The following is a 13,739-nucleotide window of genomic DNA, read 5'->3' on the forward strand; positions in this document are numbered from 1 at the left end:
CCCGCCGGGAAGGCCTCGTCCAGAGCCGGGTCCGTACAGTGGGGGCATGATCGAGACGGTCGGCGTGCGGCGACAGAACCTGTCGCGCATCCTCCGTCGCGTCCACCTCCAGGGCCCGCAGTCGCGCGCCGCCCTGACCGAGGCGACCGGGCTCAACCGCTCCACGATCGCCGACCTCGTCGCCGAGCTGGTGGCGCAGGGTCTCGTCGAGGAGCGGGCGCCGGACCCGTCGCGCCGCGTCGGCCGCCCGTCGCCCGTGGTCTCGGTCGACCCGCGCATCGCGGCCATCGCCGTGAACCCCGAGGTCGACGCGGTCGAGCTGGCCGCGGTCCGCCTCGACCAGAGCATCGTGGCCCGCGCCCGCATCGAGGTCGCGCACCTCGTCACCCCGGAGGAGACCGCGCGCCTGACGGCGGAACGGATCGCGCAGTGGCGCCGGGGCACGCTCCGCGGCGACCGGCTGGTCGCGGTCGGGGTCGCGGTTCCGGGACTCGTGCGCGCCACCGACGGACTCGTGCGGCGTGCGCCCCACCTCGAATGGACGGATGCCCCGCTGCGCGAGCTCGTCGAGGACGCGACCGGTCTCCCGGTCACCGTGGGCAACGACGCGACACTCGGCGCCCTCGCCGAGCACCTGTACGGCGCCGCCCGCGGGGTCGACGACGTCATCTACCTCAACGGCGGTGCGAGCGGCATCGGCGGGGGCCTCATCGTCCAGGGCCGCGCGGTGCATGGCGCGGCCGGCTACGCGGGCGAGTTCGGCCAGAGCCGGCCGGGGATCGGGACGGACGCCGACCGCCGAGTGCCCGGCGGCGTGCTGGAGGACGAGGTCAGCCGCGCGCGGCTCCTCCAGGCCCTCGGCCGCGCCTCCGCCGACGACACCACCCTCTGGGAGCTCGTCAGCACGGCATCCGACCCCGCCGTCGACATCGAGCTGGGGCGCCAGCGTCGCATCCTCGCGACCGCCCTCGCGAACGCCGTCGACGTGCTGAATCCGTCGGCGATCGTCCTCGGTGGCTTCCTCACGATCGTCGCGGGCGACCTGGGCGAGCTCGTCGCGGAGGTCCGCGCGCAGACCATGCCGGCCTCCGCCGAGCACCTGGAGATCCGCTCGGCGGAGCTTCGCGCGGACCGCCTGCTGATCGGCGCCGCGGAGAGCGCCTTCGCCCCCCTCCTCGCCTCCCCCCTCGGCTGACCCCCACCCTCCGCGAGACCGCATCGGCGCTCCGAAACCGCGGGCGGCACCCGCAGCCTCGGAGCCCGCATGCAGTCTCGGCGGAAGGCTAGAGGCGAGCGACGACGAGCACGAGGGCGAGAGCCCCGAAGGCCAGGGTGAACACCATGATCGCGAGCAGTCCCCGCCCGCCGGTGCTGACCTCGTGGCCGTTCTCGATGTTGCGCGCGAAGACGCGGTAGCGGCGCTGCCCCTCGGTCCATAGCCAGCCGGCGAAGATCAGACCGAGCACGCCCGGGATCATCGCCCACGCGCTGCCCAGCACCTCCGGGAAGATGCGCAGCGACACGAGCGATCCGATGCCGATCGACAGCGCGGTGCGCCGCCACGACAGCTGCGTGCGCTCCGGCTGCAGCCCCGGATCGAACAGCTCGGGCGCGCTCACTGCACCAGCACCGCGCACAGGACCAGCACGCCGACGACCGCGATCACGATCGCGAGCCCGATCCCCAGGGGGGAGTGCGGCAGCGGCCGCCCGAGCCGGAGCGCCCGCTCGGTGTGCATCCAGTCGAACCACGCGACGACAGGGAGGCATGCGCCGGCCGCGATCAGGAGGAGGGATGCCGCGAGCCGGAACCCCGGCTGCATCCCGATGACGAGCACTTCGAGCGCGACACCTCCCGCGATGAGGGCGAGTGCGGTACGGCTCCAGGCGAGGAATGTGCGCTCGTTCGCGAGCGTGAAGCGCACGTCCGGCTCAGCGCCCGTGCCGAAGACCGAGCGCGGGAAGCGAGGCGGCGGCGGGGGGTCGTGGACGTCCATCCCCGCCGACGATACCGGGCCGCGCTACGATCGCGGGATGCAGCGCAGCATCCGCTTCGCGGTCGGCGCCGCGTATGCCGCGCAGGGGCTCGGGTACGCGACGGTCGTGACGACGCTGCCGACTCTGAAGGCCCGCGTCGGGATCGACAACACGGTCGTCTCGCTCCTCCTGCTGGGCGTGTGCGTCATGGCTGCGGCGGGGTCGCTGCTCGCGGACGCGATCGCGGTCTGGCGCGACAGCCGCGTCGCGCTCGTCGCCGGGCTGTGGATGCAGGTCGTGGGCCTCGCGATCGCCGCGTTCGCCGACTCGCTCGGCATCCTCATCGTCGCGATCGCCTGCTACGGGCTCGGCCTCGGGACCGTGGATGCCGCCAACAACATGCAGGGCGCGATCGCCGAGCGCCACCGGGACGCGCCCCTGTTCGGCAAGCTCTACGCGAGCTACACGACCGCCGCGATCGTCGGCACGGTCATCACGGCTGCCGTTCTGACCACGACGCTGCTCCCGACGTCGCCCATCCTCGTGGCGGCCGCGGTCGCTCTCGTCGTCGGGGCCGTCGGCATTCGCGCCTTCTCGTCCGAGCGCGCGGCGCGGCGCGTCGAGGACCGGGCCGCGGATCGTCCGCGGCTGCCCGCGGCCGGGATCTGGATCGTGGGCGCCCTCGTGTTCGCCGCGTTCGCGGTCGACTCGGCCGTCTCGGCGTGGAGCACCGTCTACCTCGCGGACGGCCTCGACGCCGCACCCGGCACCACCCCGCTCGGATACGCGGCGTACCTGGTGGCGGTGCTCGTGGCGCGGCTCGTGTCCGATCCCGCGGCACGGCGGTTCGGCCGCGCGCGGACGGCGCTCGTCGCGGCCGTCCTCGGCATCCTGGGCCTCGTCGCGGTCGCGGTACTTCCTTCGATCCCGGCTGCGATCGCGGGGTTCGCACTGAGCGGCTTCGCCGCCGGCGCGCTCGTGCCGCTCGCGTTCAGCCGAGCCGGCGAGCTGCTTCCGGCCCGCAGCGACGAGGTCATGGCCCGCGTCAACCTCTTCAACTACGGCGGCGCGGTCGCGGGGGCCGTGCTGCTCGGGCTCGTGGGCTCCGGCCCGACTCTGGCGTGGGCGTTCCTGATCCCCGCCGCCGTCCTCGCGCTCGCGCTGCCCGCGCTCCGCGCGCTCCGACCGTCGCGTCAGTACGGCTCGTCGGCGGCCCCGTCGGCGCCCCCCTCGGTCGGCTCGGGCACGACATAGAGGCCGCCCGGCGTGTTCGCGACCTGCGCGAGCGCGTCGAGCCACGCCAGATTCAGCTGCGGGCGCCGGCTGCCGTAGTACTTGTACACGAGCGAGCAGCGCGGATGCACCCAGATCGTGGTGCGTCCGTCGCCGATGCTCGTGTCGTCCTTCCACGTGAAGTGGAACGCCTCATTGCGTCGCAGCTTGTTGCCGATCACGACCTGCAGATGTGCGAGGGTCCGGTCTTCGAAATCGACCTTGACCGTCCCGTCGTAGATGAATTTCCCCATGGGTGAACTCCCGCCTGGTGTCTCGGTGATCCACGTTCCCTGTCTTGCATCGTGCCACGACACCCCCGCCGATTCGCCTCGGCCGCGCACGGGTTTCGCATGCGTAGGGTGGGACGAGTGGGAACCATCTACTACGGCGGGTCGGCGACTCCGATCCATATCGAGGACCGCGCACTCGCTCATCTGAAGGTGGTCATCACCACGAAGCTGCGCCGCGGGGAGAGCTTCACCCTCTCCTGGACGCACCCCGAGGATCAGCCGCGCGGCCGCAGCACGATCTGGCTGCATCCCTCGATCGCGCTCCGTTTCGTGTTCGACGAGCCGGAGCAGCCGCACCTCAGCCGGGAGTGGATGGAGGAGCTGGCGAACTCCGCGAACACCTCCGGCGGCATCACCCTCGCCGCGGAAGAGGTCGCCGGCGGGGAGCCGGCCGATCCGCAGTCCTGACGCCGGTCACTCCACCGACGCGGTCAGCATCGAGAGGAATCCCCGATCGTCCTCGGTCAACGTGGCGTCCGCCGCCACCGTCTGACCGGTGACGGCCTCGATCTCCTCCCGCGCGCGCCGGTCGAGCGGGTCGAGCGGACGCCGGATGATGCGGTGCCGGGCGCCGAGCGTGACGTACGGCCACCACGTCTCGATGGGCGGCGGGGACGCGGGAGCGTCGATCGACATCAGCGCTCCTTCCTCGAGCGACGTCGTTTCACCGCGGACAGGGTGCTCTCCGGGGCCGTCCGACGCATCGGGGTTGACGGACGCGCAACCGCGGAGTAGCCGCGATATTCCGCATCGCGCGACGGCGCCTGTCAAGGGAGTGGCCCCGCGCGAGGCCCGGACCGACACTCGGATCGGAGGCGAGAGCCATGCGTGAATCAAAGGCTCGACAGAAGGAAGCACAGCTCGTTCCCGCGGCACCCAGCTGGAGCCGCCCGGACGAGGACCCGGGCGTCGCGCACCGCAATCAGCGCGTCGCGGACCGGGATGCCAGCAAGGAGCCGGAGCGCCCCTACGGGAGCATCACACGGCATCTGCCGCGGCTCGCGCAGAACGCGTCCACGCTCCAGGAGGAGATCGACGGGATCGTGATCCAGACGCACGCCGACCTCGACGGCGCATCGCCGAGGCGGCTGCGGTCGGTGCTCGTGCAGCGCCTCGTCGACGCGGGTCTGCACCTCTCCGACGAGGACGTCGACGCCCTCGTGGGGCGGATGACGGCATCCGCCGCGTGAGCGGCCGACGCCCGCGGACACGAAGGTGCCCGTGGTGCGAACCCTGGGGGTGGCCCACACCACGGACACCCTCACACGTTAACCCGCGCCCTCGATCACCCCGCGGGGGTTGACATTCCGCTCCCCGCCCTTCAAGCCACGGTGGCGGATGTCGGCGGGGCGTGGTGGGGTGAGGGCATGGAGACGGTGACCTCGGCGGACGGCACGCGCATCGCCTACTCGGAGACGGGCGCGGGCCCGCTCGTCGTGATCGTGAACGGCGCACTCTCCGTCGGCGCCGACGCGGCGGGCATCGCGGCCGCCCTCGCGGATGTCGGGTTCCGGGCCGTCACGTGGGACCGACGTGCCCGCGGCGGCAGCGGAGACGCGCGTGGCTCGACGCCTGAGCGCGAGGTGGAAGACCTCGCGGCGGTGATCGAGGCGGCCGGTGGCGACGCGATCGTGCTCGGGCACTCCTCGGGTGCGGTGCTGACCCTCCTCGCGGCCTCGCGCGGGGTCCCGATGCGCGCACTCTTCCTCTCCGAGCCGCCCCTGCGCTTCGGCGTCGACGAGCCGGCCGCCGACCTGGCCGACCGGCTGCAGCAGCTCGTCGACGACGGCCGCCTGGGCGACGCCGTCACGACCTTCCAGCTCGAGGGCGTCGGGCTCCCGCCCGAGATGGTGGCGAGCTTCCGGGCGAGCGAGCAGTTCGCGGCCGTGGAGCCGCTGGCCCAATCCACGGTCTACGACACGACGCTCGTCCGCGAGGCTTCGACGCCGGATGCGGCGCTCCTGTCCGTGACCTCGCCCGTGGTCATACTCCGGGGCGAGCAGACGTTCCCGATCCTGATCGCCGCCGCGTCCCGCCTCGCGGCCGAGATCGAGGGGGCGGAGCTCGTCATCGTGCCGGAGTCGGTCATGCACCGGGTGGATCCGGTGGCCACCGCGCGCGTGATCCGTCATCGAACGTCATGACGCCACGGATTGGATACAATCGAACGCATGCCTGTTCATGACCTCCCCGCTGCCGAGGAGCCGGACGACGTCGTTCACGCCGGCACCCTGCTGCCCCACCCGACCGCGAAGTACCTGAGCGCAGACGAGTTCAAGGCCGCGTTCCGCAACCACCCGGCCGGCGTCGCGGTCATCACCGCCGACGCGGGCGACGGCCCCGTCGCCCTCACCGCGACCTCGGTCTTCTCCGTCAGCGCCGAGCCGCCGCTCCTGGTCTTCTCGATCTCCGACCTGTCGTCGTCGACGCCGACGATCCGCAAGGCGGACACGGTCGTCGTCCACCTCCTGGGCGCCGGCCAGCTCGACATCGCCAAGCTCGGCGCGACCAGCGGCATCGACCGCTTCGCGGACACCTCGATCTGGACCCGCCTGCCCACGGGCGAGCCGTACTTCCCCGCGGCCCACGCGTGGATCCGCGGTCGCATCGTGAACAAGATGGAGGCCGGCAACTCGACCGTCGTCGCCGTCGAGGCCCTGGAGGCCAAGGCGCCGGCGGCCGGCGACCCGGCGGCGGATGCCGCAGAGGCGCAGCCGCTCGTCTACCACAACCGCACGTGGCACCGCCTCAGCGAGGACTCCAAGATCTCCTGAGCGGCTCGGCCACCCGGCGCCGGCAGGCGTTCGTCCTTTGGCCATCGACCGACCGGCACGTTCTGGATAGCGTCCTGGTGTGATCGACGCCGAGACGCTGCGTACCGCGAGGATCATCGACCTGTCGATGCCCGTCTCCGACGAGATGGGCGTGTACCCGGGCGAGCCCAGCCCCGAGTTCCGACCGCTCACGACGATCGACGACGACGGCTTCGAGATGTGGGAGCTGAAGCTCTTCAATCACCTCGGCACCCACGTCGACGCGCCCGCCCACTTCCTCGCGGGCGGGGCCACGAGCGAGACGCTGTCGCTTCCGTCGATGATCGGGCCCGTGGTGGTGCTCGACGTCGCTCCGGACGTGCCCGGCGGCGTGATCCCCCACGAGGACATCGCCGCGCACGACGATCGCATCCGCGCCGCGGGCCGTGTGATCCTGCGCACGGGATGGGACGCGCGGGCCGGCACCCCGGAATACTGGGAGCCGTGGCCGCAGATCTCGCCCGAGACGGCAGCGCACCTCGCGTCGCTCGGGATCACCTTCCTGGGCCTCGACACGCCCGGCCCCTCGCACACGCAGATGCGCGAGGCGCACGAGCCGCTGCTGTCCGCCGGCTGCGTCATCGGCGAGAGCATGGTGAACCTCGGCGCCCTGTCGACGGACTCGTTCCTCATCTGCCTGCCCGTCAAGCTCGCCGGAGTGGATGCCGCACCGGCCCGCATCGTCGCGATCGAGCCGGCCGGCTGACGCCGCTCGCGGGTACTGCACGTCGATCGGTGGACATCCGGCCGATCGACGGCCCGCAGCGTTGGCCCTCGGTATGTATCGGCCACCGCGCGCGGAACGAGAGGCTCTACATCATGGCCATCCAGCTTCGTCGCTACCAGTTTGCCCCCGGCACGCTCGCCGAGTTCCTCCCCTACTTCCCCACGCGCGCCGTGCCGCTGCGGGCGAGCTACGGCTTCTCGGTCGTCTTCGCCTACGCGGACCACGTGAACGAGCAGTTCGTGTGGGCTGTGGAGTACCCCGGCACCGCCGATGAGCTGCGTGCCCGCGAGGCCGAATACCTGGCCGACCCCGAGTGGTCGGCCCAGATCGAGCCCGTCATCGGCGGGATCGTCTCCGACCTCAGCGAAGTGATCGATCAGGTCTGGCCGCCGCAGGCCGCCTGAGCGCGCTGCGTCACACTCCACGCAACGACGGCGCCTCGCGCCACAGAAGGGACTCCCGATGACATCGGACCGGTACATGCGGTTCGTCGCCATGCTCATGACCGGCCCCACGCAGCACCACACCGCTGCGTGGCGTCACCCCGAGTCGGTCAACGCACAGCTCGACCCCCAGTGGTGGCAGGAGATCGCCCGCACGCTGGAGCGCGGCTCGTTCGACGGGCTGTTCCTCGCGGACACGCTCACGTTCGGCAACACCGCGATCGCCGACAAGGGCGGCCAGATCGCCCTGCTCGACCCGCTGCCGCTGATCGCGCTGATGGCGCAGGCCACCTCGCGGATCGGGCTCGGGGTCACGGTCTCCACCACCTTCGTCCCGCCGTACGGGATCGCGCGCTCGCTGTCGACGCTCGACATCATCAGCGGCGGCCGCCTCGCATGGAACGTCGTCACCTCGTGGAACGACGTCGAGGCCAAGGTCATGAGCCAGGAGAGCCTTCCGCCCCGCGAGGCCCGCTACCAGCGCGCACACGAGATCCTCGAGCTGTGCATGGAGTTCTGGAGCTCCTGGAACGGCGCGCGCGTCGTGGCCGACAAGGAGGCCGGTCACTTCATCGACACCTCCGCCCTCAGCCCGGTCGCCTTCGAGGGCGAGTACGTGTCGGCATCCGGCTACTACTCGACGCCCCCGTCGCCGCAGGGACACCCGGTCATCATGCAGGCGGGCTCGTCCGCGGCCGGCCGTGACTTCGCGGCCCGCTGGGCGGAGCTCGTGTTCACGCTGCAGCACGACCTGGAGGACATGCAGGCGTTCTACGCCGAGATGAAGGAGCGCGTCGCCGCCTATGGGCGCGCGCCCGAGGAGCTCTCGATCCTCACCTCGGTCGACCCGATCATCGGCGAGACGACCGAGATCGCCCGCGAGAAGCAGGCGTACATCAACAGCCTGGTCGAGTGGGACGTCGCGGTCGCCACCGTCAAGAACCACCTCGGCGTCGACGTCAGCGACCTGCCGCTCGACGAGCCCGCCGACGCGCTCCCCGACGAGGCGTTGTCGATCGGCGCGCTCGACGTGCTCGTGAAGGGCGCCCGACGCGAGAAGCTCACACTGCGCGAGGCCGTGTTCCGCTACGCCACGAGCGACCTCACCCCGCAGGTCGTCGGCACCCCGGAAGAGGTGGCCGACCAGCTGGAGGAGTACTTCCGCGGCGACGGCTGCGACGGGTTCATCGTGACCCCCACCCAGATGCCGGGCACGTTCGAGGCGTTCACCCGCTCCGTCATGCCGATCCTGCAGCGCCGGGGCTTCATCGACCCGGGCGTGAACGGTCGGACGTTCCGCCAGCACCTGCGCGCCGCACCGGCCGCGCATTGAGACACGGAGAGTAAAGAAGACATGAGAGTTCTCGTCACCGGCGGCCTCGGCGTCAACGGTTCGTGGGTCACCCGGGCCCTGCTCGAGAAGGGGCACGTCCCCGTCGTGCTGGAGACCCGCGACGACACGTCGCTGCTCCCCGACCTGGCCGGATCCTTCCCGGTCGTGATCGCCGACATCATGGATCTGGACCGCATGGTCGAGATCCTCCGCGACGAGCGGATCGACGCGATCGTCCACCTCGCGGCCCTCATGCCGCCGCGCTGCCAGTCCGACCTTCGCCTCGGCTTCGACGTCAACGCCCTCGGCGCCGTCAACGTGTTCGAGGCCGCGAAGCTCGCCGGCATCCGCCGTGTCGTGTTCACGAGCTCGAAGTCGGCGTACGGCCGCGTGCCCGTCGGTCCGCACACGTACCCGACCTACGTGCCGATCTCCGAGGACCACACGTGCGACCCGGTGATCGCGTACGACGTGGGCAAGCTCGCCGCCGAGGGCATGGCGGCCAACTACCGCCGCGAGCACGGTCTCGAGATCGCCTCGCTGCGGTTCGGCACGATCCTCGCGCCCGGCAAGCTCGCCCGGCACGGTGAGGTCGCCCTCCTCAGCCGCATCCTCGAGAACGCGATGGCCGGCGAGCCGACCGTCATCGAGCGCGGCGGCGACGAGATCGACGACATCATGTTCGTCGGCGACGTCGTGGGCGGCATCCTCGCCGCCCTCGAGGCGCCGAGCGTCCCGAGCCCGGTCTACAACATCGCGACCGGCGTCGGGACCTCGCTGTACGGGTTCGCCGAGGCGGTGCGCCGGGCGATCCCCGGCGCCGACATCGAGATCGGTCCGGGGCTGGACTACTACGGCTACGACGTGACCTACTACACGATCTCCGACATCACGCGCGCCCGCACCGAGCTCGGCTACGAGCCCGCGTACGACATCGACGCGTCGATCCGCGCGTACATCGAGGCGGCCCAGCGCCTGCGCGGGACGGACTCGGTCAGCCTGCCCACGGCCTGACCCGAACGGGAGCACCACCATGACCGCGAGCATCCCCGACGCACTCGCCGGCTTCACCGGCGAGATCCTCCGCCCCGGCGACGCCGGCTACGAGGAGCGGCGATTCGGCTACAACCGCCGGTTCGACCGATCGCCGCAGCTGATCGCGCGACCGCGCACGAGCTCCGACATCGCGCTGGCGATCGGGTACGCGCGCGAGAACGGTCTCGAGTTCGCGATCCGTGGCGGCGGCCACCACACCGGTGGCCTCGCCACGACCGAGGGGCTCCTGCTCGACCTCGGGCTCATGGCCGAGGTGAAGGCCGACCCGGAGCGCGCCACGCTGCGTCTGCAGGGCGGCGCGCTCATGGGCGCCGTGCAGGCCGAGGCGACGCGCGTGGGCATGGGCGCCGCGCTCGGGGTCAACTCGACCCCCGGCATCGGCGTGATCATCGGGGGCGGTCTCGGTTACCTGTCGCCGAAGCACGGCTGGGGCTGCGACAACATCGTCAGCGCGGAGCTGGTCACCGCGGACGGCGAGATCCTCCACGTCTCGGCCGAGAGCCACCCGGACCTGTTCCGCGGCATCCGCGGCGCCGCCGCCAACTTCGGCGTCGTCAGCTCGCTGGAGATCGCCCTGCACCCGATCCCGCCGAAGGTGCTCGCCGGCGGGATGCTGTGGGTCGGGCGGGAGCGCGGACGTGCGGCGATCGAGTGGCTGCGCGCCTTCCGCGAGACCGCCTCGGAGGACCTCGCGTTCTACGCCACGATGGAATGGGTACGCGAGTCGCGTGGCGTGGCGCCGGAGCTCGTGGACCAGCCCGGGATCAGCATCATCGTGTGTCACATCGGCACTCCCGAGGCCGCGGCCGCCGAGATCGACGAGATCCGTCGCGCCATCCCGCCCGACCTCGACGACGTGCGCGAGATGACGTTCCTCGACGTGCACGGCTCGATGGAGGACATGATCGCCGACCGCGGCGACTTCAAGGCCGAGGACGACGAGGTGCTCACGTCGCTCACCAACGAGGCGCTCGACGTGCTCTTCGCCGACTTCGCCGCCGTCGGCGAGGACCAGGGCGGCACCGCGGAGCGCGCCATCCAGCTCTATCCGGAGGCCTGCGCCATCGCGCGCGGCGACGCCGGATCGAGCGCGCTCGGACTCCGCGTGCCGACGCAGTGGGCCATCCACACCGGCTCGTACTACGCGCACCTCGACGACACGGACGCGGAGCAGGGCTGGGCGTCCGGCGTCGTCGGAGCCGTGCGGGCCACGTCCGCGGGCACCGGAAGCCCGGGCACGGTGAACTGGGTGAGCGTGATGACACCGGAGCGCTCGCGCGGCGCCTACGCCGGCACATACGACGATCTCGCCGCTCTGAAGGCGGTCTGGGACCCGACGAACTTCTTCCGTCGCAACGCCAACATCGCGCCCGCTGCGGCCGGGACCACTGAGTGAACTCAGCAGGAGCGCCACGAGCCCCACGTCTCTAGATTCGGTTCAACGGCACGCACGAGCGCACCCGCCTGGGCGCCACGACGGCCGACACGATATCTCAGGAGACCAGCAGTGACCCTCTTCGCCGAGAACTGGACGCGCCCCGCCGCCGTCGACGACTCTCAGGAACCCCTCGTCATCAAGGAGCAGGGCAGCTTCGCCTTCGCCGGCTCCGTCGTCGAGCGCAGTGACGGCTCGACCGTCCACGTCGACACCGGTTACGTCCGTTACCAGATCCCCGTGAATGCGAAGAAGCACGCGATCGTGATGTGGCACGGCTACGGTCAGACCGGTCGCACGTGGGAGACGACGCCCGACGGGCGCGAGGGCTACGACTCGATCTTCCTGCGCCGCGGCTACCCGGTGTTCATCGTCGACCAGCCCCGTCGCGGTCGCGCGGGCACCTCATCGGTCGGCACCACGATCGCGTCGGCCGACGACGAGGGCGCGTTCTTCTTCACCGACCAGAACGTCTTCGAGTCGTTCCGCCTCGGCACCTGGGCGCCGGGCGGCGAGCCCGTCTACAACGAGGGCGCGGCCTTCCCGCAGACCCCGGGTGCGCTCAAGCAGTACCTCAGCCAGGTGACCGCGAGCACGGGCCCCGACGGCTTCGAGCCGGAGACCATCGAGCTGTTCAGCGACGCGATCGCGGGCCTGATCGACGACATCGGCCCCAGCATCCTCCTGATCCACTCCACCGCGGGCGCGTACGGCTACCGTGCGGCGATCAAGTCGTCGGAGATCCGCGGCCTCGTCGCCTACGAGACCTCGCCGTTCGCCTTCCCGGAGTCGATGCCGCCGGCCGAGCTGGCGTTCGACATCCCGGAGCTGGCGAACTGGGTCGACCCCGACTTCGTGCCGGACGCCGACTTCGACCGTCTCACGCAGATCCCGGTGCAGGTCGTCTTCGGCGACTACACGAAGGGGCACTTCGAGGCGGAGGCCGAGCACCAGCGGGCCGCGCAGTTCATCGAGACTCTCCAGGCGCGCGGCGGCGACGCTGAGCTGCTGAACCTCACCGAGCGCGGCCTCACCGGGAACACGCACTTCGCGTTCTCCGACCGCAACAGCCTGCAGATCGCCGACCTGCTGAGCGAGTGGCTCGACGCGCACGGCTTCGGCGACTGAGAGCGAGCACGCACGGAACGCCCCGTGGCGGAGTCATTCGGACTCGGCCACGGGGCGTTCCCGTGCCCGCAGGACGGGGCTGAGCGCGAGCGCCACGATGAGCAGCGCTAGGGGGATCAGCATGGCCGCGCGCAGCCCCCACGAGTCGCCCAGGAAGCCCAGCAGTGGGGGACTCGTGAGAAAGCCGAGGTACCCGATGGTCGAGACCACCGCGACGGCGGCGGCGGGATTGTCGCTCGTGTCGCCGGCCGCCGAGATCGTCAGGGGGAAGCCGAGGGAGGCGCCGATCCCCCACATCACGACCCCGCAGCCGACCAGCACCACGTTCGAGGCGAAGATCACGATCGCCATCCCGGCGATCGCGCACAGGATGCTGACCGCGAACACGGGGGCGCGTCCGAGCCGGGTGATCACGGAGCCGCCGGCGAACCGCCCGATCGTCATCGACAGCGCGAAGGTCGCGTAGACGAAGGACGCCGAGGCGGGGTCGACGCCGTGGCCGTCGACGAGCAGCAGGGGGAGCCAGTCGGTCGCAACGCCTTCGGCCAGCGCGACGGCGATGACGATGCCCGCGATCAGCAGGAGACGGCGATCCGCGAACGGCGACCGCCCGCGCGGCGCCCGCGCCGTCGGCCGCGGCTGCTTGCCCGTGGCGGGAGGCAGCCGCGACAGCGCCCACGGGAGGACGGGTGCCCCGACGATCACGACGACCAGCATGTGCCACACCACCGGGATGCCGAGCGCCGTGGCCGCGATCCCGAGGAGGGCCCCGGCGAAGGTGCCCAGGCTGAAGCTGCCGTGCAGAAGCGGGAGGAACGGCCGGCCGTACGCGCGCTCGAACAGCGCACCCTCGACGTTCATCGCGACCTCGCTCACGCCGAGACCCGCGCCGAGGAAGAAGAGGCCGAGCCCCATCCCCCACGCCTGTCCCGTGGCGGCCGCGAGCGCGATCGTCGGCATCGATAGCACGGTTCCCGCCGCGCCGACGCTGATCACCCGGCGCGCGCCGAACCGCATCACCGCCCGCCCGGAGACGAGGATGCCGCAGCCGGAGCCGACCGCGAAGCACCCGATCACGAGGCCCATCTCGGCCGTCGAGGCGTGCAGCAGATCGCGCAGCGCCGGGGTGCGCGTGACCCACGTCGCCATCCAGACGCCCGGGATGACGTACAGCAGGCAGAGCGCCAGCCGCGACCCGGCCGTGGCCGTCCGCACCCGTTCTCCGGTCGTCATCCCGCCCTCCTCACGGAGGCGGGGTCACCG

The 13,739-nt window shown here is 71.5% G+C and carries 17 protein-coding genes; 12 read left to right on the plus strand and 5 right to left on the minus strand.

From position 1 onward, the window contains the following. Positions 1 to 46: 46 nt before the first annotated feature. Positions 47 to 1,195, plus strand: a complete 1,149-nt coding sequence (locus tag ABCS02_RS11075) for an ROK family transcriptional regulator (RefSeq protein ID WP_345835689.1) — start codon at positions 47 to 49, stop codon at positions 1,193 to 1,195. A gap of 88 nt (positions 1,196 to 1,283) precedes the next feature. Here the strand turns inward: ABCS02_RS11075 and ABCS02_RS11080 are convergent, their stop codons facing one another. Together ABCS02_RS11080 and ABCS02_RS11085 are read right to left on the minus strand one after the other, a co-directional pair. Beyond that, a complete protein-coding gene (locus ABCS02_RS11080) occupies positions 1,284 to 1,619 on the minus strand; it encodes a DUF202 domain-containing protein (RefSeq protein ID WP_345835690.1) in 336 nt (111 codons plus the stop codon). After that, entirely contained in the window at positions 1,616 to 1,996 is a 381-nt protein-coding gene (locus ABCS02_RS11085) for a DUF202 domain-containing protein (protein ID WP_345835691.1), read from the minus strand. The genes ABCS02_RS11080 and ABCS02_RS11085 overlap by 4 nt, the downstream gene beginning before the upstream one ends. A 37-nt stretch (positions 1,997 to 2,033) precedes the next feature. Here ABCS02_RS11085 and ABCS02_RS11090 point away from each other — a divergent pair, with 37 nt between their 5' ends. Then, a complete protein-coding gene (locus tag ABCS02_RS11090) occupies positions 2,034 to 3,230 on the plus strand; it encodes an MFS transporter (protein ID WP_345835692.1) in 1,197 nt (398 codons plus the stop codon). On the opposite strand, the gene ABCS02_RS11095 is transcribed toward ABCS02_RS11090, so the two are convergent. Next, positions 3,170 to 3,502, minus strand: coding sequence for an ATP-dependent DNA ligase (locus ABCS02_RS11095; protein WP_345835693.1), 333 nt, complete (start codon positions 3,500 to 3,502; stop codon positions 3,170 to 3,172). The genes ABCS02_RS11090 and ABCS02_RS11095 overlap by 61 nt on opposite strands. 117 nt (positions 3,503 to 3,619) lie before the next feature. Between ABCS02_RS11095 and ABCS02_RS11100 the strand changes: the two genes are divergently transcribed. After that, positions 3,620 to 3,949: a hypothetical protein gene (locus ABCS02_RS11100; RefSeq protein ID WP_345835694.1), complete on the plus strand. Its 330-nt coding sequence runs from the start codon at positions 3,620 to 3,622 to the stop codon at positions 3,947 to 3,949. A gap of 6 nt (positions 3,950 to 3,955) precedes the next feature. Here the strand turns inward: ABCS02_RS11100 and ABCS02_RS11105 are convergent, their stop codons facing one another. Beyond that, positions 3,956 to 4,177, minus strand: a complete 222-nt coding sequence (locus tag ABCS02_RS11105; protein WP_345835695.1) for a hypothetical protein — start codon at positions 4,175 to 4,177, stop codon at positions 3,956 to 3,958. A gap of 188 nt (positions 4,178 to 4,365) precedes the next feature. Here ABCS02_RS11105 and ABCS02_RS11110 point away from each other — a divergent pair, with 188 nt between their 5' ends. The 9 genes from ABCS02_RS11110 (at position 4,366) to ABCS02_RS11150 (ending at position 12,476) form a co-directional block, all read left to right on the plus strand. Beyond that, positions 4,366 to 4,731 (plus strand): hypothetical protein, encoded by a 366-nt coding sequence (locus ABCS02_RS11110; RefSeq protein WP_345835696.1) that lies wholly within the window; start codon positions 4,366 to 4,368, stop codon positions 4,729 to 4,731. 177 nt (positions 4,732 to 4,908) lie between these two features. Beyond that, complete coding sequence (locus ABCS02_RS11115) at positions 4,909 to 5,685, plus strand: alpha/beta hydrolase (protein ID WP_345835697.1); 777 nt, start codon at positions 4,909 to 4,911, stop codon at positions 5,683 to 5,685. Positions 5,686 to 5,712: 27 nt separating this feature from the next. Beyond that, the gene (locus ABCS02_RS11120) at positions 5,713 to 6,315 is read left to right on the plus strand and encodes a flavin reductase family protein (RefSeq protein ID WP_345835698.1); all 603 of its coding nucleotides are present in this window, start codon (positions 5,713 to 5,715) and stop codon (positions 6,313 to 6,315) included. Positions 6,316 to 6,394: 79 nt separating this feature from the next. Continuing rightward, positions 6,395 to 7,060: a cyclase family protein gene (locus ABCS02_RS11125; protein ID WP_345835699.1), complete on the plus strand. Its 666-nt coding sequence runs from the start codon at positions 6,395 to 6,397 to the stop codon at positions 7,058 to 7,060. A gap of 113 nt (positions 7,061 to 7,173) precedes the next feature. Continuing rightward, positions 7,174 to 7,485 carry an NIPSNAP family protein gene (locus ABCS02_RS11130; protein ID WP_345835700.1) on the plus strand — a complete coding sequence of 104 codons (312 nt, stop codon included), beginning with the start codon at positions 7,174 to 7,176 and terminating at the stop codon, positions 7,483 to 7,485. Between the two features lie 58 nt (positions 7,486 to 7,543). Continuing rightward, positions 7,544 to 8,857, plus strand: coding sequence for an NtaA/DmoA family FMN-dependent monooxygenase (locus tag ABCS02_RS11135; RefSeq protein WP_345835701.1), 1,314 nt, complete (start codon positions 7,544 to 7,546; stop codon positions 8,855 to 8,857). Between the two features lie 21 nt (positions 8,858 to 8,878). Then, positions 8,879 to 9,871: an NAD-dependent epimerase/dehydratase family protein gene (locus ABCS02_RS11140; protein WP_345835702.1), complete on the plus strand. Its 993-nt coding sequence runs from the start codon at positions 8,879 to 8,881 to the stop codon at positions 9,869 to 9,871. Positions 9,872 to 9,890: 19 nt separating this feature from the next. Beyond that, a complete protein-coding gene (locus ABCS02_RS11145) occupies positions 9,891 to 11,309 on the plus strand; it encodes an FAD-binding oxidoreductase (RefSeq protein WP_345835703.1) in 1,419 nt (472 codons plus the stop codon). Positions 11,310 to 11,420: 111 nt separating this feature from the next. Continuing rightward, positions 11,421 to 12,476 (plus strand): alpha/beta fold hydrolase, encoded by a 1,056-nt coding sequence (locus ABCS02_RS11150; RefSeq protein WP_345835704.1) that lies wholly within the window; start codon positions 11,421 to 11,423, stop codon positions 12,474 to 12,476. 33 nt (positions 12,477 to 12,509) lie between these two features. Here ABCS02_RS11150 and ABCS02_RS11155 read toward each other — a convergent pair whose 3' ends face one another. Next, positions 12,510 to 13,709: an MFS transporter gene (locus ABCS02_RS11155; protein WP_345835705.1), complete on the minus strand. Its 1,200-nt coding sequence runs from the start codon at positions 13,707 to 13,709 to the stop codon at positions 12,510 to 12,512. Between the last annotated feature and the right edge of the window lie 30 nt (positions 13,710 to 13,739).

Source organism: Microbacterium sp. X-17 (assembly GCF_039615055.1).